This window comes from Saccharothrix sp., from assembly GCF_031180885.1.
In the GTDB taxonomy this organism is placed as follows: domain Bacteria; phylum Actinomycetota; class Actinomycetes; order Mycobacteriales; family Pseudonocardiaceae; genus Actinosynnema.
Window position 1 is genome coordinate 20,365 of the sequence record NZ_JAPSLK010000005.1, and the last position, 19,644, is coordinate 40,008.

The 19,644-nt window shown below is 72.0% G+C and carries 23 protein-coding genes and 4 pseudogenes; 14 read left to right on the plus strand and 13 right to left on the minus strand.

Annotation, left to right across the window (positions count from 1 at the left end; translation table 11 throughout):
• Positions 1 to 156: 156 nt before the first annotated feature.
• The 5 genes and pseudogenes from RIN75_RS44020 to RIN75_RS09690 all read left to right on the plus strand — a co-directional run.
• A pseudogene (locus RIN75_RS44020) lies at positions 157 to 285 on the plus strand (ATP-binding cassette domain-containing protein); the annotation flags it as partial.
• Positions 286 to 440: 155 nt separating this feature from the next.
• Positions 441 to 572: a hypothetical protein gene (locus RIN75_RS09675; RefSeq protein ID WP_309111486.1), complete on the plus strand. Its 132-nt coding sequence runs from the start codon at positions 441 to 443 to the stop codon at positions 570 to 572.
• Entirely contained in the window at positions 545 to 880 is a 336-nt protein-coding gene (locus RIN75_RS09680) for a hypothetical protein (protein ID WP_309111487.1), read from the plus strand. The genes RIN75_RS09675 and RIN75_RS09680 overlap by 28 nt, the downstream gene beginning before the upstream one ends.
• An 85-nt stretch (positions 881 to 965) precedes the next feature.
• Positions 966 to 1,883, plus strand: coding sequence for a hypothetical protein (locus RIN75_RS09685; protein WP_309111488.1), 918 nt, complete (start codon positions 966 to 968; stop codon positions 1,881 to 1,883).
• Entirely contained in the window at positions 1,796 to 2,428 is a 633-nt protein-coding gene (locus RIN75_RS09690) for a phosphotransferase (RefSeq protein WP_309111489.1), read from the plus strand. Before RIN75_RS09685 ends, RIN75_RS09690 begins: the two co-directional genes overlap by 88 nt.
• A 395-nt stretch (positions 2,429 to 2,823) precedes the next feature.
• Here the strand turns inward: RIN75_RS09690 and RIN75_RS09695 are convergent, their stop codons facing one another.
• Positions 2,824 to 3,024, minus strand: a complete 201-nt coding sequence (locus RIN75_RS09695) for a hypothetical protein (protein ID WP_309111490.1) — start codon at positions 3,022 to 3,024, stop codon at positions 2,824 to 2,826.
• Positions 3,025 to 3,134: 110 nt separating this feature from the next.
• Between RIN75_RS09695 and RIN75_RS09700 the strand changes: the two genes are divergently transcribed.
• Positions 3,135 to 3,749: a pentapeptide repeat-containing protein gene (locus RIN75_RS09700; RefSeq protein WP_309111491.1), complete on the plus strand. Its 615-nt coding sequence runs from the start codon at positions 3,135 to 3,137 to the stop codon at positions 3,747 to 3,749.
• Between the two features lie 188 nt (positions 3,750 to 3,937).
• Here the strand turns inward: RIN75_RS09700 and RIN75_RS09705 are convergent, their stop codons facing one another.
• The 7 genes from RIN75_RS09705 to RIN75_RS09735 form a co-directional block, all read right to left on the minus strand.
• On the minus strand, positions 3,938 to 4,660 hold the full coding sequence (locus RIN75_RS09705) for an APH(3') family aminoglycoside O-phosphotransferase (RefSeq protein WP_375295932.1): 723 nt from the start codon (positions 4,658 to 4,660) through the stop codon (positions 3,938 to 3,940).
• A gap of 10 nt (positions 4,661 to 4,670) precedes the next feature.
• A complete protein-coding gene (locus RIN75_RS09710; RefSeq protein WP_309111493.1) occupies positions 4,671 to 5,975 on the minus strand; it encodes an ABC transporter permease in 1,305 nt (434 codons plus the stop codon).
• The gene (locus tag RIN75_RS09715) at positions 5,972 to 6,658 is read right to left on the minus strand and encodes an ABC transporter ATP-binding protein (RefSeq protein WP_309111494.1); all 687 of its coding nucleotides are present in this window, start codon (positions 6,656 to 6,658) and stop codon (positions 5,972 to 5,974) included. The genes RIN75_RS09710 and RIN75_RS09715 overlap by 4 nt, the downstream gene beginning before the upstream one ends.
• Positions 6,659 to 6,981: 323 nt before the next feature.
• Positions 6,982 to 7,983: an efflux RND transporter periplasmic adaptor subunit gene (locus RIN75_RS09720; protein WP_309111495.1), complete on the minus strand. Its 1,002-nt coding sequence runs from the start codon at positions 7,981 to 7,983 to the stop codon at positions 6,982 to 6,984.
• 97 nt (positions 7,984 to 8,080) lie between these two features.
• Positions 8,081 to 8,842, minus strand: a complete 762-nt coding sequence (locus RIN75_RS09725; RefSeq protein ID WP_309111496.1) for a DNA polymerase beta superfamily protein — start codon at positions 8,840 to 8,842, stop codon at positions 8,081 to 8,083.
• Positions 8,839 to 9,468, minus strand: a complete 630-nt coding sequence (locus RIN75_RS09730; RefSeq protein ID WP_309111497.1) for a DNA polymerase beta superfamily protein — start codon at positions 9,466 to 9,468, stop codon at positions 8,839 to 8,841. The genes RIN75_RS09725 and RIN75_RS09730 overlap by 4 nt, the downstream gene beginning before the upstream one ends.
• 61 nt (positions 9,469 to 9,529) lie before the next feature.
• Positions 9,530 to 9,937, minus strand: coding sequence for a VOC family protein (locus tag RIN75_RS09735; protein WP_309111498.1), 408 nt, complete (start codon positions 9,935 to 9,937; stop codon positions 9,530 to 9,532).
• 129 nt (positions 9,938 to 10,066) lie between these two features.
• Between RIN75_RS09735 and RIN75_RS44025 the strand changes: the two genes are divergently transcribed.
• Positions 10,067 to 10,324: a hypothetical protein gene (locus tag RIN75_RS44025; protein ID WP_375295933.1), complete on the plus strand. Its 258-nt coding sequence runs from the start codon at positions 10,067 to 10,069 to the stop codon at positions 10,322 to 10,324.
• A gap of 28 nt (positions 10,325 to 10,352) precedes the next feature.
• Here RIN75_RS44025 and RIN75_RS09745 read toward each other — a convergent pair.
• Positions 10,353 to 11,358, minus strand: a pseudogene (locus tag RIN75_RS09745) (ABC transporter permease).
• A 492-nt stretch (positions 11,359 to 11,850) separates the two neighbouring features.
• Between RIN75_RS09745 and RIN75_RS09750 the strand changes: the two are divergent.
• The 3 genes and pseudogenes from RIN75_RS09750 to RIN75_RS09760 all read left to right on the plus strand — a co-directional run.
• Positions 11,851 to 11,997 (plus strand): annotated as a pseudogene (locus tag RIN75_RS09750) (histidine kinase); the annotation flags it as partial.
• Positions 11,998 to 12,205: 208 nt separating this feature from the next.
• Positions 12,206 to 12,385, plus strand: a pseudogene (locus RIN75_RS09755) (ATP-binding protein); the annotation flags it as partial.
• A gap of 69 nt (positions 12,386 to 12,454) precedes the next feature.
• Positions 12,455 to 13,078: a response regulator transcription factor gene (locus tag RIN75_RS09760; RefSeq protein ID WP_309111717.1), complete on the plus strand. Its 624-nt coding sequence runs from the start codon at positions 12,455 to 12,457 to the stop codon at positions 13,076 to 13,078.
• On the opposite strand, the gene RIN75_RS09765 is transcribed toward RIN75_RS09760, so the two are convergent.
• A complete protein-coding gene (locus RIN75_RS09765; RefSeq protein ID WP_309111500.1) occupies positions 13,068 to 13,844 on the minus strand; it encodes an ATP-grasp domain-containing protein in 777 nt (258 codons plus the stop codon). The two genes, RIN75_RS09760 and RIN75_RS09765, sit on opposite strands and share 11 nt — an antisense overlap.
• Positions 13,845 to 13,975: 131 nt before the next feature.
• On the opposite strand from RIN75_RS09765, the gene RIN75_RS09770 reads away from it, so the two are divergent.
• Entirely contained in the window at positions 13,976 to 14,458 is a 483-nt protein-coding gene (locus tag RIN75_RS09770; protein WP_309111501.1) for a hypothetical protein, read from the plus strand.
• Here RIN75_RS09770 and RIN75_RS09775 read toward each other — a convergent pair.
• Positions 14,448 to 15,746: an MATE family efflux transporter gene (locus tag RIN75_RS09775; protein ID WP_309111502.1), complete on the minus strand. Its 1,299-nt coding sequence runs from the start codon at positions 15,744 to 15,746 to the stop codon at positions 14,448 to 14,450. The genes RIN75_RS09770 and RIN75_RS09775 overlap by 11 nt on opposite strands.
• Before the next feature lie 234 nt (positions 15,747 to 15,980).
• Here RIN75_RS09775 and RIN75_RS09780 point away from each other — a divergent pair, with 234 nt between their 5' ends.
• The 3 genes from RIN75_RS09780 to RIN75_RS09790 are packed head-to-tail and all read left to right on the plus strand — an operon-like array spanning position 15,981 to position 18,726.
• Positions 15,981 to 16,640, plus strand: a complete 660-nt coding sequence (locus RIN75_RS09780) for a response regulator transcription factor (protein WP_309111503.1) — start codon at positions 15,981 to 15,983, stop codon at positions 16,638 to 16,640.
• Positions 16,641 to 16,642: 2 nt separating this feature from the next.
• Entirely contained in the window at positions 16,643 to 17,545 is a 903-nt protein-coding gene (locus RIN75_RS09785; protein WP_309111504.1) for a DMT family transporter, read from the plus strand.
• Positions 17,542 to 18,726, plus strand: a complete 1,185-nt coding sequence (locus tag RIN75_RS09790; RefSeq protein WP_309111505.1) for a cation:proton antiporter — start codon at positions 17,542 to 17,544, stop codon at positions 18,724 to 18,726. The genes RIN75_RS09785 and RIN75_RS09790 overlap by 4 nt, the downstream gene beginning before the upstream one ends.
• Here RIN75_RS09790 and RIN75_RS09795 read toward each other — a convergent pair.
• Positions 18,719 to 19,174: a YbaK/EbsC family protein gene (locus RIN75_RS09795; protein ID WP_309111506.1), complete on the minus strand. Its 456-nt coding sequence runs from the start codon at positions 19,172 to 19,174 to the stop codon at positions 18,719 to 18,721. The genes RIN75_RS09790 and RIN75_RS09795 overlap by 8 nt on opposite strands.
• Positions 19,167 to 19,643, minus strand: coding sequence for a hypothetical protein (locus RIN75_RS09800; RefSeq protein WP_309111507.1), 477 nt, complete (start codon positions 19,641 to 19,643; stop codon positions 19,167 to 19,169). The genes RIN75_RS09795 and RIN75_RS09800 overlap by 8 nt, the downstream gene beginning before the upstream one ends.
• Between the last annotated feature and the right edge of the window lies 1 nt (position 19,644).

Here is a 19,644-nt window from a genome sequence, read left to right on the forward strand (position 1 = left end):
GGGATGTGCAGGCCCGGTCGCGTGCGAACCGGCATGGCCTAGGGATAGTGATGGGGGATCTGGGATGAGTGTTGCCGTGCGTGCGCGCGGCCTCGGGTTGCGCTATCGGCGCGTCCGGGCGTTGCGCGACTGCTCGTTCGAGCTGCCGGCCGGGACGTGACAGCCCTGGTCGGTGCGAACGGTGCGGGCAAGTCGACGTTGCTCAAGGTCGCCGCCGGACTGGCGCGCCCCACCGAGGGCGTGCTGGAAGTCCGCGGCGAAGTCGGGTTCGTCGCGCAGGAGAAGCCGCTGTACCGGGCGCTCACGGTCGCTGAGATGCTGGAGTTCGGCAAGCGCACCAACCCGCGTTGGGACCACGCCTACGCCGTCGACCTGGTCGACCGGGCACGCCTGCCGCTGGGCGCCAGACCGGCCGGCTCTCCGGCGGCCAACGCGCCCACGTGGCGCTGGTCCTCGCCCTCGCCCGCCGTCCGGACGTCCTGCCGCTCGACGAACCGCCGGCCGAGATGGACCCGGTCGCCCGCAGGACGCCATCCGCTCGATCATGCTCGCGGTCGAGGAGACCGGGGTGACCGTGGTGCTGTCCTCCCACGTCGTCGCCGACCTCGACCTGTCGGGACGTTTCCTCTCCAACCGGACCGGGCAGGACGCCTACTACTCCTGCCTCGGCTCCGCGAGTGGCGGGGACCCGGGGCCGTGCATGGAGCGGCTGGGCTACCGGTCCGCCGCCGACCTCGTCCAGCCCGGTGACCGGTTCTGGTGGTTCCAGGCGATCGACGCCACCCTCTTCACCGCCGCCGGCGTGCTGTGCCTGGTGGGCGCGCTGTGGTGGCTGCGCAAGCGTTTCCGCCGCGAGATCCGGGTCCCGGCCGCGGTCTGACTTCCCCGTGCACGTGCGCTTCGGCACGCGTACACGCATGGCCGGCTTTCACTAACCGACTAGTGAAATGAGTAAGGAGCACTCGGTGCTGCAACGACGTCCCGCGCCGACCACCCTCACCCGCTCGCGGGCGCCGGTCGCCGTGGTCGCCGCCGTCGGCATTTCCGTTGCGCTGTACGTGGTGCAGGCGCACGTGTCGCCGTTGGAACGCTGGTTCATGTACGACCTGGACATCTACCGCCAGGGCGGCCGGGCCGTGCTCGACGGCGTCGGCCTCTACACCGCGCGGTTCAACGGGCAGCCGTTCACCGACACGCCGTTCAGCGCCGTGCTGTTCGCCGGGTTCGCGCCGGCGCCGATGGAGGTCGCGCGGCTGGTGATGGACGGGCTGACGACCGCCGCGGTGGCGGGCGCGATGTGGTGGTCGGCGCGGCTGACCGTGCGGGGGCCAATGGTGGCGGCCGAGGTGCTCGCGGTCGCCCTGACGGCGCTGCTGATCTCGCCGGTGTCATGGCGCCACCACTGGGTCTGGTGCGTGCCCCTGGTGGTGCTGCTGGGCCGCCGGGCCGTGGTCGTCGTGGTGCTCCTGGCCGCGTGGCCGATCCCCGGTTCGGACGCTTTCCCGCTGCCACAAGGGCTCCTGTCGCAGGTCGGGCCGTTCGAGAACCTGTACGCGCTGCTCGGCCCGACCGCCCCGGGGGTGGGCCTGGCACGCGGCAAATTCGGTTCGCCGGACGGCGGGCATCGGTTAGCGTCGGGCGGGTGGACGGCGAGATCCTGTCCGGCGGCACGACCACGGTCGTGCGGATCGGCCGCACCGTGCGCCGGCCGGTGCGCGCGTGGAGCGAGGCGGTGCAGTGGCTGCTGGCCGGGCTCGCCGCGGCGCAGGTGCGCGGCGTGCCGCGGTGGCGCGGCGTGGACGAGGAAGGCCGGGAGGTGCTGGACTTCCTGCCCGGCGAGGCGGGGACGTCGGCGTACCGGGGACCGGACCGGGCGCTGGTGAGCGCGGCGAAGCTGTTGCGGCGGATGCACGACGCCACCGCTCCCCTGCCCGACAAGACCGCGCGGCAGTGGCAGTTACCGGTGGTCGAACCGGTGGAAGTGGTGTGCCACGGCGATTTCGCGCCCTACAACTGCGTGTTCCGGGACGACGAGACCACGGGCGTGTTCGACTTCGACACCGCCCATCCGGGTCCCAGGGCATGGGATCTGGCTTATGCGGTGTACCGGTTCGTTCCGCTGTCCACTTTGGACTCGTTTGAGGTTGTGGAACAGGCGCGGCGAGCTAGGGTTTTCCTTGACGCGTACGGGCGCACCCGCGGTGAACGGCTGGACGTCGTGGATGCGTTGGTCCCGCGACTGCTTGCGCTGGTTGACTTCATGCGCACCGCCGCCGCCAACGGTGACCCGAACTTCGCCCGCCACATCGAAGAAGGCCACGCCGACCTCTACCTGCGTGACGCCGACCACATGATCGCCCACCGCGCGGTGTGGGACCGGATCGTGGTGGGACAACCGGATTCCGATCTCCGGTCAAGGTCAACATAGGATCCGGCGCCCACGGCTCCGGCACCCTGCCCGACGCCGCCCGCCAGGTCGTGCAGGACCGCAACAACCAGGGCGACAGCCGGGTCCGCTTCTGGCGCATGCCGTCCGAACTGCTGTTGGCCGGTAACCCTGCCCTGCCCGACCACGGCGTGCGCGCGACCGTGCGGACCGCCCGCGAGCACACCGTGGGCCAGGAGTACTTCGCCGGTCTCGACGTCGATCCCCGTACCTGCGGGTGCTCGGCGACAAGGGCAACGGCGGATCGTCGTCGGCATGACCGAGGTGGCCGTGCGGGCGGACGTTGACCTTCGACGCGTAGGAACCCGGTCGGTAGTCGGGGTCGAAGAAGCAGGTCGGGCCGTGGGCGGGACAGGCCCCGGCCACGCCGCTGCTGGTCAGGGTCGAGTCGGCGCGCAGGCCCATCCGGAGCGGGTATTGCGGCTCGGTGGGCGCGGGTGGTTGCCGCAGTAGGACTGGTAGACGACACGCAGGTCCACGCGGTAGTCGTAGCCGCGTGACCCGCCGGCGAGGACGCCGTTGGTGAGCAGGGCGGCGTCGTAGGACCGCGGGTGGACCTCGATGGTCTTCGCGGCCACGTTTGCCGCCCCGGGACTCGCCGTGCAGGAAGGTCTTTTCGGGCTTGACAGCGTCGGTCGTGGCGCGGGTCGGGTCCACGGTGGCGCGGAAGACTTGGGATAGTTCTGACGTGGCCGAACGCAGACGAGGCACCCCGACCCCGCCCACCGACACGACCGTCCTCGACCGGGACTGGACGGTGAACGAGGTCGTCGGCGCGACCTACGAGCGGACGCTGTTCGTGGACGTGGACATGGCGGACCTGCTCAACCGGGGGTCGACGTTCCGCGAGTGCGTGTTCCGGGGCGTGGAGTTCAACGCGTCCACGCACACCGAGGCCGCGTTCCTCAACTGCACGTTCGTCCGGTGCGAGTTCTTCGACGCCACCTTCACCGACTGCAAGCTGGTCGGCAGCATGTTCGACGGCGGAAGCTTCGACGTGCTGCGGGTCAGCGGCGGGGACTGGTCGTTCGTCGGGCTGCCCGGGGCGGACCTGCGGCGGGCCTCGTTCACTGGGCTGCGGATGAACGACGTGGACCTGACCGGCGCGAAGTGCGCGGGGGCGGCGTTCACCGAGGTGGACCTGTCCGACGCGTGGGTGCACGGCGCGGACTTCACCGGGGCGGACCTGCGCGGCTCCGACCTGTCCGGCATCGACATCACGTCGGCCACGCTCACCGGGGCGCGGATCGAGCCCGAGCAGGCCGTGGCGATCGCGCTCACGCTCGGCTTCCGGATCGGCTGACCACCGGGCGAGCGCACTACCCGGTCGAGTGAACTTCCCCGCGGGTCCCGGTCGGCACATGATCATGACCGGGCGCCGTTGTTGACCGAGACGTCGTTGCCGGGGGTCTTCGCGGCGGGGACGTGCGGTCGGGGACCGTCAAGCGGATCGGTTCGGCTATCGGGCAGGGGGCGGTGGCGAGCGAGGACTTAGAAGAACTCGTCGAGCAGGCGGTAGAAGGTCGTTTTGGCCGGGTTTTCCTCGACCCCGTAGCGGTTGAGGAACCGTTTCGCCGACGCCTCGCCGTACTGGGGGTTCCGCTCGTCGGTCAGGGACCTGGTGGCGATGCCCAGGTCCAGCCAGCGGTCCGCCACGCCCAGGCGGCCCGCGTCGATCACGCCCGTGACGTCGCCGGTCTCCGGGTCGAACAGGACGTTCGGCACGCACAGGTCTCCGTGGCACACCACCAGCTCCTCGTCGACCGGTCGGGTGGCGAGCAGTTCGGCGACCAGTTGGTCACGGGTCCACCCGGCGCGTTCGGCGTCGAGGTCGTCCAGGTCCGGGGAGGCGGCCAGGGCCTCCGGGATCGTCACGGCCAGGGTCCGGTCGAACGGGCAGTCCGCGACGGGCAGGGCGTGCAGGGCGCGGGTCAGGTCCGCCAGGGCGTCCACGATGCGGTCGGTGTCGGGCCACAACTCGGCGGCCGACCGGCCCGGGACCTCGGCGGTCACCAGCAGGCCGGGTTCGCACTCCAGGACCTCCGCCGCCGGGATGCCCCGGGCGCGCAGCCAGCGCAGCCGTTCGCCCTCGGCCACCAGGTCGTCCACCTCGGAGACCTTGCGGTAGACACCGTTGTAGCGGCTGACCGCCGCGCCGGACTTGCCGATCGTCACGCGTTCCCACACGCGACCAAGCCTGGCACGGCGGTTCAACCGGTTTTCGCTACGCCCGCATCACCGTGGAGATCGGGATCCGCGCCGCCCGCAGCGCGGGCACCAGGCCACCCAGCACGCCGGCGACCAGGCCCGCCACGACCCCGGCCACGCCGGCCTGCCACGGGAAGGCCACGCCCTCCAACGACGGGAACCTCGACCCGAACATGGAGGAGGCCACCCGCAAGCCGACCACCGCGGCACCGATCGCCGCTGCTGCGGTGAGCAAGCCGGTCAGGAGGGTTTCGGCCAGCACGATGCCCGCCAGCAGGAGCCGGGGGGTGCCCACTGCTCGGCGCAGCGCGAACTCCTCCACGCGTTCGCCCACCGTCGCCAGGCCGACGTTGAGGATGCCCGCGACACCGATCAGCAGGACCAGTGCCGCCATGCCGAGGAAGATCAGGCGCATCAGCTTCAGCTCGGTGGACATGCGTTCGAGCGTGTTGACCGTGTTGACGTGGATCTGATCGGCCGGCGTGCCGCCCGCGACCAGCCGGGCGCGCAGCGTGTGCTCCACCTCGTAGGCGGTCGGGGACATCATGATCTGGAGGCCGGGACCGTTGCGGTCGTCGCTCAGGCCGCTGGAGGGCAGCCAGTTGGCCAGTTCGTCGGAGCGGACGTAGGCGGCGGGGACGTAGCTGCCGTCCTCGACCACGCCGATGAAGCGCGGGGTGGCGTTGGCCTTGGCGCCGTTGATGCGCATCTCGGCGGGCACCTGGTAGCGCTGGAACGCTTCGGCGGCCTTGGTGTTGAGGACCAGGCGGGGTGCGAGGGACGGGTCGCCGCCGAAGTCGAGCCACTGGCCGGCGGTGGTGTGGAAGGGCCGGAACGCGCGGACGTCGCCGGTGAGGCCGACCAGTTGCAGCTCGATCGCCTGGCCGCTGGGGGCGCCCTTGTTGCCATCGCTCAGTTCGCGGCAGCCGTTCTGGTCGCACGTCATGCGCGGGCCGAAGCTCCGGGGCTCGTCGATCGGACCGCCGCCCTCATTGACCGGTTTGACGCCGGGTTCGCCGATGATCGCCTGCGTGCTGGTGATGGCGACCGCGTCGGACCGACCGCGCACGACGTCCAGAACGGTGTCGACGTCGACGGTGGGCGGCATGTACATCTGGCGGGTGCCGTCCTTGCCGGAGTTCAGCTCGACGTCGGCGAGCAAGGCCCGGTTGGCGATCTCCGCGCCCGCTTGCACGGCGACCACGGCGAGCACGCCCATGAACAGGCTGATCATGGACAGGAACGTGCGCAGCTTGCGGGCCCGGATGCCCTGCCCGCCGATGATCAACGACGACCGCAGCCGCCCGGACAGCCGGATCACGCGACCACCCGCTCGTTTGCCTGGCTTTCGTTGGCGGGGTTGAGGATGCCGTCGGCCAAGCGGAGGACGCGGCTCATCTTGGCGGCGTGGTCGCGGTCGTGCGTGACCAGCACGAGGCCGCAGCCCTGGTCCGTGGTGGCGCGCAGGACTTCGACGACGAGGTTGCCGGTCTCGGTGTCGAGGGCGCCGGTCGGTTCGTCGGCGAGGAGGACGCGGGGTTCCCGGACGAGGGCGCGGGCGATCGCGACCCGCTGCTGTTCGCCGCCGGAGAGCCGGGGCGGTTTGTGCTTGGCCAGGTGGGCGATGCCGACGCGGTCGAGGGCGGCCATCACCTTGGCTTTGCGCTTGCGGCGGGGGAGCCAGCCTTGGCCGTTGACCAGCGCCATGGCGACGTTCTGGGCGGCGGTGAGGTGTTTGAGGAGGAAGAAGCGCTGGAAGACGAACCCGAACTCGGCGCTGCGCAGGGCGGCGGCTTTGCGCTCGGGGAGTTTGGTGATGTCGCGGTCGTTGAGGAGGTACCGGCCGGCGTCGGGGCGGTCGAAGAGGCCGATGACGCTGAGGAGGGTGGACTTGCCGGAGCCGGAGCGGCCGAGGATGGCGATCGACTCTCCACTGCGGACGGTGAGGTCGACGCCGGCCAGGATGGTGCGCGGCTCTTGTTGGCCTTTGAGGGTTTTCGTCACGCCGGTGAGCTGGATGAGCGGCGCGCCGAAGGTCGGGGCGGTGTAGGGCGAGCCGGCCGAGGTGGTGGTGAAGGGTGGCGTGGCCGGGGTCGCGGCGAATGGCGGGATGGCCGGGTTCGCGGCGGGGCTTGACGGGGGCGCGGTCGCAGCCGGGACCGCGGCGACGGGCGGCAGTGGGACTGGCGTTGTGACCTGGGAAGACGCGGCCGGGGTTGGCGCGTTGGGTGGCCTCCGGCCCCCGTCTCCATTGTCCCACGGGGGTACGACATTCGGGTCGGCGTGCCCCCGGGGGTCATTCTGCCGGCCGGGTACGACGGAATCGGTCACTTCGAGCCGCCCTCGGGCCGGCCGGGCTGGCCTTGCTCCCCCTGTGCGGGTGGGAGGTCGGGGCCCGGGACCGCCAGGGTCTCGTCGCCGGTCAGGCCTTCCTTGATCTCGACGACCTTGCCGTCGGTCAGGCCCAGGACCACGTCCTTCGTGGTCCGCGCACCGTCCGCACCGATCACGTCGACCTTGCCCTTGCCCTGGCCGCCGGCTACCGCCTCGACCGGCACCACCAGGGCGTTCTGGGCGCTGGCGGTGACGACCTCCAGGGTGGCGGACGCGCCGTTGATCAGCTTCACGTCGTCAGGGGCGGTGCACACCAGGCGCAAGCCGGTCGGCTCCGACTGGGTGCCGCCGGGTTGCTGGGGCGGCGGGGCCGGGCGGCCGGTGGTTTCCGGGGTTTCGGTTTCCGGGGCGGCGGGAGGCGGTGGGGCGGGGACGGTGCCGGCGGGGAGGGCGGCGATGGTGCCCAGGAGGGTGCACGGGAACGGACCCGGGCCGTTCTTAATCTGGGCCTGGATGGTGCCGCTCACCGCGTCGGCGATCTGGTAGGCCTGCTCGCCGTTGATGTCCGCGACGATGCCGTACCCCGCGTACTTCGCCGATGCCACCGGCATTCCGGCGGTGACCGTGGCCTTGTCGTCCACCAGGCGGCCGCCGAAGGTCGAACCGGCCGGCACCTCCACGTGGTTGGGCTTGCCGTCCGTCCACACCGTGGCCACGCGGGTCGGCTTGGTCGGGGTGGCCGTCGACTGGGCCACCTCCAAGTACCGGATCTGGCCCGCGGTCGGCGCGGTGAGGCCGTACAGCGGGTTCATGGCGACCTTGCCGGTCAGGCTGACCTTGTTCGACAGGTCCTGCCTGGTCGGCTTGGCCGTGGTCATGGTCGTGCCGCGCGGCGCGAGGTCGGGTGTGACGGCCTCCGGGCCGCTCGACGTGCACGCGGTCGCGACCAGCGCGCACGCCAGGACGGCAGCGCTGAGCTGCGCTCGTTTCGACACCGGTATCCCCCAAGCGAATCACTTGCCGGTTTGGCCCAACCTACCGACAGGACGCCCGGGACCCGCACCGGGTTGCATCCGGTGCGGGAACAGCAGGTCAGCGACCCAGGCGGAGGTCCAGGACGAGGTCGTCCAACTCCGGCTCGGCGGTGGGGGCGGAGGGGAGCGCGGTGCGTTCGTGCGCCTCTTCCAGAACCGCGTGCCAGTGCTCGACGTCCGCGGCGATCCGCGCCGGGTCCGGACGTCCCGGGACGCCCTCCAGCAGCCGGTGCTCGCCCAGCGCCTTGGCCTCGACCAGGTCGGCCAGGTAACCGGGACCGCCCTGGGTCTCGGTGAGCTGGGGCAGGTTCGCCAGGACCTCGCCGGTGCGCATCAAGTGGACGCCGGTGAGCAGCGCGCGGAACGTGTAGAGCAGTGGCTTGAGTTCGCCGCTCTTCTCGAACAGCCGCCACTGGTTGCGCGCGAAGCCCCGGTAGTGCCGGGCGTGCCACCTCGTCAGGCAGCGCGGCGCGATCCCGCACAACCGCCGGTGCGCGGGCGTGGTGTGCTCGACCAGCGGCGACAGCAGCTGTTCGAGCACGTAACCGTTGGGGCGCAACAGGAGTCGGCAGAACTTGAGCACGTCGTGGGTGACCAGGTCCAGCTCGACGCCGCCCCGCACCCACATGCGCTCCAGCGTCTCCGGCCCGTGCCGCAACCCGACGACCTCCTCCACCGGCAGCACGTGCACGCCGCGCAGGTCGACGTCGGAGTCGCGGGACGGGAACCCGTACAGGTGCGCGCCGGACACGGTCACGAACAGCAGCGGCTTGGGCTGCTCGGCGACCACGTCCGCCAGGTCCGGCACCTCGTAGCTCACGCCAACCCCCTCTCCCGCACCGACACCAGCCACGCTTCGACCGCCTCCCGGTCGGGTTCGGCCGGCAGCGGACTCCGGGCACTGGCGATCTCCTCGCGCAACTGCGAAACCTGGCGCTCGACGTCGGCCATCGGGACCTCGCCGCGCCGGATCGCCAACAGCCGCTCGCGGTAAGGGCCGACGTCGAGCGAGAGCACGCCCGTGCGCACCAAATCCCGGCACACCAACAACTGGCGGACGACGTGCATGACCTGCTTCCACTTCAGACGGTCCACCGCACGCGCGAACTGCGCGGTGGTGGCGCGTTCGAAGCTCTCGACCGCACGGCGGGACAGCACGTGCGGCAGCAGGTCGCGCAGTTCACGGCCGACGTCGGTGGCGTGCTCGACGTGCGGCGAGGCGAAGACCTCCAGGACCGTGGGGTTGGACTTCAGCGCCAGCGCGCAGAACCGCTCCACCTCCCAGTTCAGCTCTTCCGCGCGCGGCCCCTCGTAGCTCGTGGGCGGTTTGTCGAAGCGCCAGAAGTCCCGAGTGGGCGCGACGAACACGCCCCGCCTGTCCACATCGGACGACGAGGTGGCGAGCCCGTAGGCACGCGAACCGACCACCACCGACAGCACCAGCACCGGGTCAGTGTGGCGGACGGTGACGGTCGGGACGCAGCGATTTTCTACGCCGGGCAGCGCCTCAGGCGCCGGAGATGTTGACCATCCACGTGATGCCGAAGCGGTCCACGCACATGCCGAACTCGTCGCCCCACATCTGCTTCTCCAGCGGCACGGCCACGTTCGACTCCGCCGACAGCTTCTCCCAGTAGCCGCGCAGCTCGTCGGAGTCGTCGCCGCTGAGGCTGACCGAGATGTTGTCGCCCCGGTTGTAGGGCTGGCCGGGCGGGGTGTCCGCGCCCATCAGCGTGAAGCCGCTCGGCGTCTCCAGCATGGCGTGCATGATCTTGTCCCCGCCGGGCGCGTCCGGCGGCTGGAACTCGCCGAACGTGCTCACGGTCAGCTCGCCGCCGAGGACGTCCCTGTAGAACTCCATCGCCTCGCGGGCGTTGCCGTCGAAACTGATGTAGGGGTTCAGACGTGAGGCCACCGGATCCTCCTAGGGTCGAGGGCCACATCCTGACAAGGCGCCCGGGATGGCGCCACCGGACTCACCGACCCGCAACCTGCCGTCCACCACCTCGACCACCCGGTCCGCCCCGTCGAGGTGGGCGGTGTCGTGGGTGACCACCACGGTGGCCGTGCCGCGCTCCGCCGACAGCCGCGTGAGTCCGGGGTGACCAGCGTGGCGGCGACCGCGAGCAGGCTGGACTTGCCCGAGCCGGAGGGACCGACGACCGCCGTGGTGGTGGCGGCGACCGCGAGCAGGCTGGACTTGCCCGAGCCGGAGGGACCGACGACCGCCGTGGTGGTGCCGGCGTCCACGGCCAGGCTCACCGCGTCCAACGCGGTCAACCGGCCGTCGCCGTCGGGGTAGGTGAGGGTGACGTCGGTCAGGCACAGGCTCATCGGGTGCTCCCCAGGGCGGTGAGGGGGTCGACGGAGGTGATGCGGCGGACGCGCGGCGCCCACCAGACCCAGCGCGGTCATCACGACGGCGGGCAGGGCCGGCGACACGTCCAGCACGAACGGCACGGCCGTAGCGGCCCAGGCCCCGAGCAGAGCGGCCAGGCCCGCGCCCACGGCAGTACCCGCGACCAGCAGCACCAGCGCCTGGCCGAGGGCGTCCCGCAGCAGGTAACCGGTGGTCGCGCCCAGCGCCTTCGACACCGCGATGTCGGCGCTGCGCTGGATCGTCCACACGGTGAAGAACGCCCCGATGACCAGCGCGGGGATGGCGAACAACATACCCCGCATGAGCTGCAACGACCCGTTCTCCGAGGCGCAGGAGCCGATCGAGGACAGGGCGTCCGCGCGGGCCACGGTGCGGGTGCCCAGGCGCTGGTCGGCGGCGGCCAGGTCGGCGGTGCCGTCGGCGGTCAGCGCGAGCACGGTGGCGTCGGGCGCGGGTCCGGTCCACACCACCGGCAGGTGGCTGTAGGAGGCGTCGCCGGACGCGGTGTCCACCTCGGTGCTCCGGCCGTTCAGCACCACCGACTGCCCGGCGGCCACACCCAGTTCCTCGGCCGCACCGACCGACAGCACGGCCCGGCCCGCTGGCGCGGACGGCACCGGGCCGCCCGGTTCGACGGCGAACACCGACACCACCGCCGTCCGGGTCCCCGCTACCGCCTTGGCCGTCGAGATCCCCAACGCCTGCACCGACTCCACGCCCGGCACCCGCGCCCACGCCTCCCGGGCGGCGGGCGTGATCGACGACTCGGCGAAGGTGTCCCCGCCGAACACGACGTGGTCGGCGGGCAGGTCGGCGACGGCGGACGTGCTCTCCCGCGCCAACCCCGCCGTCAACCCGGACAGCAACGTCACCAGCATGGTCATCAGCACCACGACGGCGCCCATCAACGCGAACCGCCCTCGGGCGAACCGAAGGTCTCTCCACCCCACGAACACAGCGGACCTCTCTCTGGACCCACGCCGAGATCCACGATCTCCAGTGTTGGACGCTCAGCGCGTTTCCGGCCGGGGAACGCAGCGAGCGTCCAGCACCTCTCACCGGCACGACACCACCCAGCGTCGCGTCGGCGTCCGCTGTGGACATCGCGCCCGGGAACGCTTGGCGCGCACCGAAGTGCGGAGCCGGAAGTCAACCTTTCGGTTGATGCCCGGTCGGTTGATGGCGGGTGCGGCGGGGACGTAGTGTCGAACGCCCGTGACGACCCACCGCTTCGCCCGCGCCTGGCCGGTGCACGTGCTGGTGGCCGTGCTGCTGGCCGTGCTGCTGGCCGTGGTGGTGTTCCGCGGCGGCGCCCTGGCCGCCGGCGGGTTCGCCGCGGTGTACGCGCTCGCCAGGCGCTGTACCGGGAGAGCGAGCAGCGCCGGCGGCTCATCGACCAGTTGGAGGCGACCCGGGCTTCGCTGGCGGCGGCGGAACGGGAGCGCGGCGTGCTCGGCGAGCGGGAGCGGCTGGCCCGCGAGATCCACGACACGCTCGCGCAGGGCCTGTCCAGCATCCAGTTGCTGCTGCGCGCGGCGGCCCGCAGCCTGCCCGACGACCCGGAGACGGCGGCGGGCCACGTCGAGCAGGCCCGCGCGACCGCCCAGGACAACCTCGCCGAGGCGCGCCGGTTCGTGCACGCCCTCACCCCCGCCGGACCTGGCCGGGAAGTCGCTGCCGGCGGCACTGCGGCGGCTGTGCGAGGGCACCCGGGAGCTGCCCACGACCCTGCACGTCGACGGCTCCCCCGTGCCGCTGCCGACCGCGCACGAGGTGGCGTTGCTGCGGGTCGCCCAGTCGGCGGTGGCGAACGCGGTCCGCCACGCGCGCGCCGGGCACGCCGACCTCACACTGAGCTACATGGAGGACCGGGTGACGTTGGACGTGGTGGACGACGGCGTGGGCTCCGACCCCGGCGCGGTGCCCGCGAGCGGCGGGTTCGGGCTGGTCGCGATGCGGGCGCGGGTCGCGGAGCTGGGCGGGTCGCTGGTCGTGGAGTCCGCGCCCGGTCAGGGCACCGCGCTGGCGGTCAGCTTCCCCCCGGGCCGACCCGTGATCCGGCTGCTCATCGCCGACGACCACCCGATCGTCCGGTCCGGGCTGCGGGCGGTGCCGGCGGCCGAACCGGACTTCGAGGTCGTCGGCGAGGCCGCCGGCGGCGAGCGGGCGGTGGAACTGGCGCCGGCACTCGCGCCCGACGTCGTCCTGATGGACCTGCGCTTCGGGCAGGGCATGGCGGGCGCGGAGGCCACCCGCGCGATCACGTCCCGGGCGGACGCGCCCAGGGTGCTCGTGCTGACCACGTACGACAGCGACGCGGACATCCTCGCCGCGATCGAGGCCGGGGCGACCGGGTACCTGCTCAAGGACGCCGACCCGGCGGACCTGGCGACGGCCGTCCGGGACGCGGCGGCCGGTCGGTCGGCCCTGGCCCCCGCCGTGGCGCAACGGCTGCTCGGCCGGCTGCGGTCGCCGGGGTCCGCGTTGAGCCGGCGGGAGACCGAGGTGCTGGACCTGGTCGCGGCGGGACTGTCCAACCAGCAGATCAGCAAGCGGCTGTTCCTCACCCAGGCCACCGTGAAGTCCCACCTCGTGCACATCTACGCCAAGCTGGGCGTGGACAACCGGACGGCGGCGGTGGCCGCGGCCCGCGAACGCGGCCTCATCAGGCCGTGAGGTCCAAGCAGGCGCGGATCGCGGCCCGGTAGACCTCGGCGGCAAGTTCCCGGTGGTGCGGCCCGGCCTGGCTGAAGTGCTCCAGCGACACCCCGCTGTTGATCTCCAGCACCAGCGGGCGGCCGTCCACCCAGGCGATGTCCACACTGGCGAACCGCAGTTCCAGCGCCCGCATCGCCTCCAAGGCCAGCGCGGTGAGCACCTCCGCCCGGTCCGGGGAGACGTCCAGCTCCGGGCGCGCGCCGAACTTCAGGTTGTGCCGCCACTCCCCCGGCGCGATCACCTTGCGGTAGACCAGCAGCACCTCGCCGTCCAGCACCACCAGCCGGAACTCGTCCTCGATCGAAAGGAACGGCGACACCGCGATCGCCCGGTAGCGCCCGGCCAGCAGCTCCAGCGCGGCACGCGCCTCCTCCGCGTCCCGCGCCCGCAGCACGTCCACGCCGCTGCTCTCCCGGTGCGGCTTGAGCACGGCCGGCAGCCCGACCAGGCGCTCGGTCAGGCCGACCGGGTCGCGGTCGGTGGCGAAGCGCAGCAGGTGGTGCGGCACGGCGGGCACCCCGTGGTCGGCCAGCAGCCCGGCGGTGGCCACCTTGTCCGTCGCGACCTGCGCCGACGAGGCCGTGTTCAGCGGGAACACCTGGCCGATCACCAGGAACCGCCGGTCGTCGGCCACCACCTCGGCCACCCAGTGGTCCGAGTGCCACCGCACCTTCGCCCCGTGCTCCGCGCACGCCTGCTCGACCTGCGTCACGAAGTGCCGCAAGCCGGTCTGAGGGAAACGCCCATCCACGAGCCATAGCCAAGCACAGCGTTGGATTGCGCCGCCTCCGGCGTCGCGGGCGAGGCCGCCGGGAAGCCGACTCGTCACGCCGCGTCTTCCGCCGATCGAAAAGCGTGACCGGACCGGACCTGCCGGTCGCCGTGCTGGAACTGCCGTTCGTGTGCGGACGGGCGGGCGACCGGCTGCCGAACTGGGCCGAGCCGCTGGAGAAGTGGGCCCGGTCGCGGTCGCCGCTGGTCGCGCCGCCCGGCGGCAGTGCCGCCACGACCGCCCGGAGCGTCGCCGAAGTGGTCGTACGAGCGCTGGAAGAGCGGTCCGGTGCGGACATCCCGGTCGCCGACGAGAACCTGACCTGGCGCGAGATGTTCGGGCGCATCGCCGACGCCACCGGACACCCGCGCCGCGTCCGGTCCCTGCCAGCGGCCGGGTCCTCAATGCCGCAATGCGCCTCACGGGCATCACGCATTCCCTCCAAGGCAAGGAGTCCGGACTGGACCCGGCGCACCTGTCGGACCTGCTGCCGCGGGGGGTTGTTCGTCGGCGACGGCACGCCCGGCGCGATCGACCAGGCTCTCCGCGAGACCTTCACACGGTGACCGGCTGCGGCCGGATCACCTTGCGCACCAACCACACCGACGCCGGCAACCCCACGACCGCGCTCGCATAACCCATAACCGCCATCGTCACCACCAGCCCCCGGGCATCGCCGCTCTCGGCCACCGCGATCCACCCGATCACGATCACCAGCACGAAGTACGCCAGGTTCAACCCGACCGCCGCCCCGCCGCGCCCGACCTGCTGCACCACGGTCAACGCCACCAGCACCAGGCCGTTGCACCCGAACGTCGGCCCCATGACGGTCAGGAAGTCCCGGACCTCCGCCACCACTGCCGCGTCGGCCGCCATCAGGTTCGCCAGCGGCACGCCGGCCAGCACGAACACCACCGTCACCACCGCGTACCCGGCCGTCGCGAGCGCCAGCCCGCGCCGGAACGCCATCGCCGCCGCCTCCCGGTCACCGGCCCCGACCCCCTGGTTGACCAGCACCGCGATCGCCGACCCGAACCCGATCGCGGGCACCAGCACGGCGGTCTGCATCGTGTACCCGGCGTTGAACCCGGCGACCGCCGCCGGACCGTCGATCGCCACGATCCGCACCAGCAGCAGGTTCACCACGAACAGCAGCACGTACGTGGCCGCCACCGGCAGTCCCACACCCACCACCAGCCGCCCCACGTCCGAGGGCCAAAGACGAACCCCGTGCCACGTCACCAGCCCGGCCCGGGTGACCAGCAGCAGCCCGACGCCCAACTCGACCGCGCCCGCGACACCCGCCACCACCGGCACGGCCGCCAGGTCCGACGCGAACACCGCCACCCCGACGGTCATCAGCACCACGTAGGTCAGCGTCAGCATCGCCGCCGCCGTCCCGCGCCCGACCCCGCGCAGCACGGCCGAACACAGTTCCCCGCCCAGCCGCAACGATCCCACCAGCACCATCGCTACCAGAAACGAACGGAACCGTTCCGCCTCGGAGGGCGCAACGTCCACAAGTACACCCAACGTCCCCGCCGACGCGATCAACACCCCGGCGAGCACCGCGTAAGCGGCCACGCCCAGCGCCAGCAGCCCGCCGTAGTACCCGGCGACCGCGCCGCGCTCCCCCGCCCCGACCCGCCGGGCGGTGGCCACCTGCAACGCCACCGCGAACCCGTTCACCACGGCCACCAGCAGGAACTCCGCCGGGGCGTACAGCGCCTGCACGTACAGCGCGCCGTCGCCCATCCGCCCGATCAGCGCGACCACGACCACCTGGCCGACGAGCATCATCGCGGTCTGCGCGGCCATCGGCACGGCCAGCGCCGCGATCCGCCGGTATTTCACGACAACCCCCTGATTCGTACCAATCGGATCATCGCCGAAGCGGGTCGCGTCCGGGTGGAGTTCGGGTGGACTCGCCGGCCACCCGTTCGGCCCAATCTGGCCGGTCCGGTTGATTTGATCGACGTTGGCGGGAAACATTGATCGGGCCTTGGGGGATCTGAGTCCACACAGGACGGTCACGGGCGGTGGGGCGTCCGTTCGACCACGCGAAGACCAGGTTGGGGGCCTGACGCTGTGAAGAACGCATTCCTGGCGAGGACAACGCGATTAGTCATCGCCGAACACCGGGCGCTTTTCCGGATCGGCATGCGCAAAATACTCGACGACGCCGCCGGCATCGAGGTGGTGCACCAGGTCGACACCTACGACGCTCTCGTCCGGCACGCCGCGGAAGCGCCGGACGTCGTGGTGATCGGCGCACTGGCGGACGTGCCGCGCCCGCCCGTAGCGGCCCGAAGGTTCCTGGACAGCCGGGCGTCCGACCGGACCGCGGTCCTCGTGGTGGACGACCAGGCCGTGTTGCCCGCCGCGCCGCGGGTGGGCGTGCTGCCACCCGCCGCCGGACCCGACGAGTTCCTCAGCGCCGTGCGGATGCTCGCCGCCGGCTACGCGTTCTTCGCCCGCCCGCAGCCGGCCGACCCGGTCGAGGGACGCGTGGGCGGCCCCGAGCAGATCACCCGCCGGGAGACCGACGTGCTGCGGCTGCTGGTCAGCGGCCAGACCAACTCCGAGATGGCGCGCAAGCTGTCGCTGACCGAGAGCACGGTCAAGTTCCACGTGCAGAACCTGCTGCGCAAGCTGCGGCTGCCCAACCGGGCCAGCGCGGTCGCCTACGCCTACGAGACCGGCCTGATCAGCGTCGGCGAGCTGCCGACGCAGGCGCGGAAGCCCTAGCGGTGCGACCCGGTGACGGCCGGCCCGGCGGTGGTCGACGCGGCGCACTGGGGGCCGCGACCGCGATGTTCTGCGTCGGCACGCTGACCGGGGTGTCCCCGGCGCTGCACGACTACCCCGTCTACGGCGGCCAGGCGGTGCGCTACCTCGTGGGCGCGGCGCTGCTGCTGGTGGTGGCGCAGGCGTTCGGCAAGGGGCCGGTGCGGCTGACCCGGCGCGAGGTGGTGTTCCTGTTCCTGTTGGCGCTCACCGGGTTGACGGCGTTCAACGTGCTCATCGTGGAGAGCACGCGGTTCGCCGACCCGGCCACCGTGGGCACGGTCGTCGCCGCGGTGCCGATCGTGCTGGCGCTGGTGGGTCCGGCGATGGAACGGCGCAAACCCGCCCCGCGGGTGTTGGTCGCGGCGGTGGTCGTGGTGGCCGGGGTGGCGGTGACGTCCGGGTTCGGCGGCGGGTCGCCGCTGGGGCTGTTGCTGGCGTTCGGCGCGCTGGCGTGCGAGGCCGGGTTCTCCCTGCTGGCACTGCCCGTTCTGGGGCGGCTGGGCGCGATCCGGGTGTCGGCGTACTCGGCCGCGTTGGCGGTGCCGCAGTTGGTGGTCGTCGGGTTGGTGGTGGACGGGACGGACATGGTTCGGGTGCCGACCGTGGCGGAAGGACTGGCGTTGGCGTACCTGGCGGTCGTGGTGACGGTGTTCGCGTTCCTGTGCTGGTACGCCTCCTTGCCGCGGCTCGGGGCGGACAAAGCGGGGCTGTTCTCGGGTTTCCTGCCGATCGGCGCGATCGTGTCCGGGGTGGCGCTGGGCACCGGGCAGCCGGGGCTCGCGGACCTGCTCGGTGTGTGCCTGGTGCTGGTGGGCCTGGTGGTCGGGCTGCGCCCGGCGCGGGTGGAGGTCGGTGCCCGATGACCTCGCACCAGGTGGTACAGCTCCTGATCGCGCTGGCCCTGATCGTCACGCTCGCCCGGCTCATGGGGGCGTTGGCGCGGCGGCTCGCGCAACCCGCCGTGGTGGGCGAGATCGTCGCGGGCGTGCTGGTCGGGCCGACGTTGTTCGGCGGGGCGATCGCGGACGCGGTGTTCCCGCTGGACATCCGGCCCATGCTCGGCTCGCTGGCCAACGTCGGCCTGGTGTTCTTCATGTTCCTGGTGGGACTGGAGTTCGACCGGGAGTTGCTGCGCGGCCGGGGCAAGGCGGTGGCTTCGGTGGCGGCCGGGTCCATGCTGGTGCCGTTCGCGCTGGGCGTCCTGCTGGCGCTGACCATGGCGGACGACCGCGCCGGGTTCGTGCTCTACCTGGGCACGGCCATGGCGGTCACCGCGTTCCCGGTGCTGGCGCGGATCATCGCGGACTTCCGGCTCGGCGGCACCCGCCTGGGCACGCTCGCGCTGGGCAGCGCCGCCCTGGGCGACCTGGTGGCGTGGTCGATGCTCGCGGTGGCCATCGCGACGCTCGGCGCGGGGTCGCCGGACCAGTGGCGGCTGCTGCTGGCCGTCCCGCTGGTGGCGGTCAGCTTCCTGGTGGTGCGGCCGGTGCTGGGCAAGCTGAGCAGCCGGCGGGACCTGTTCGCCGCCGTGCTGGTGGGCTTGCTGGTGTGGAGCGCGTTGGCCGAGTGGATGGGGCTGCACTTCATCTTCGGCGCGTTCCTGTTCGGCCTGGTCATGCCGCGCGACCCGGAGTTGCGGGCGGGCGTGACGGCTCCGGTCGAGCAGGTCGGCAAGGTGTTGCTGCTGCCGGTGTACTTCGTGGTGGCCGGGTTGCAGGTGGACCTGTCCGGGCTCGCCGTGGGCTGGGCGGGGTTCGCGCTGATCATGCTGGTGGCGGTGGGCGGCAAGTTCACCGGCGCGGTGCTGGGCGCGCGGCTGGCGCGCGTCGGGTGGCGGCAGTCGGTGGCGCTGGGCACGTTGATGAACACGCGCGGCCTGACCGAGCTGGTGATGCTGGGCATCGGCCTGGAACTGGGCCTGCTCGGCCAGGACCTCTACTCGCAGCTCGTGCTGATGGCCGTGGTGACCACGATGATGACCGGGCCGCTGCTCAAGCTGTTCTACCTGCGCAAGCCGCAGCCCGTGCCGGAGCCGGTCAACTGACTTCTGCCAGCACCGGCTGCACGAGGGCGACGAGATCGGCCGCCTCCACCTGGACGGTCTCGTCGTCCCGGCCGCTGCCGCAGTACACCGTGCCCATGTCCGGCACGGTGGTGTGGAAGACGACCGTGCGCGGCTCCACGCGGGTCACCGGGCTGATGCCGCCGGGCGCCATGCCCAGCTCGCGCAGGTCGTCGTCACCGGCGCGGCGCAGCTTCGACCGGGACACGCCCGCCGCCTTGGCCACCTTGCCGTAGCCCACGGGCAGCAGCATCGGCAGCGACACCAGCACGAACCGGCCGTCCTCGGCGCGGAACGCCAGGGTCTTGAGCAGCCGGTCGGCGGGCAGGTCCAGTTCGCGCTCGATGTCCTCGTAGGTGCGGATCGGCGCGTGCGTGAACGTGGAAAAGGGAACGCCGGCGTCCTTCAGGATTTCCACGGGACTACTCATGGCCGCGCAGCGTATCGGATTCGGGCACGGTGACCGCGGCCGGGGCGGAATTCCGCTTTCGCATCAATCCGTAGAACACGAAAGTCATGACGGGTCGCCCGGATTCGTCCAGGAGTTCGCCGCGCTGGCGCACCACGCCGCAGTCCGGCCGGGTCAGCGACGGGGCCGTGCCCAGCACGGTGGCCCGCCCGACCAGCACGTCTCCCGGCCGGACCGGGCGCAGCCAGTGCAGTTCCGCTATTCCAGGCGACACGTCGGCCGCCGCACTGCGGACTACCGAATCCACGTAGAGGCGCATGAACGCCGCCGCGACCTGCCACCCGCTGGCGATCGGCGGTTCACCCGATCCGCCGATGTGCCGCGGTTGCGGGTCGTACACCCGGGCGAATGCGCGGATCTCCGCCTCGGACAGCGCGCGGCGGCCCAATTCGTGCACTTCGCCGACCCGGAAATCCTCGAAATAGCGCACG

Excerpts from the sequence above, each read along its gene's own strand:
- RIN75_RS09790 (WP_309111505.1), top strand. The coding sequence starts at position 17,542 with ATGACCTCGCACCAGGTGGTACAGCTCCTGATCGCGCTGGCCCTGATC.
- RIN75_RS09795 (WP_309111506.1), bottom strand. The coding sequence starts at position 19,174 with ATGAGTAGTCCCGTGGAAATCCTGAAGGACGCCGGCGTTCCCTTTTCC.
- RIN75_RS09680 (WP_309111487.1), top strand. The coding sequence starts at position 545 with ATGCTCGCGGTCGAGGAGACCGGGGTGACCGTGGTGCTGTCCTCCCAC.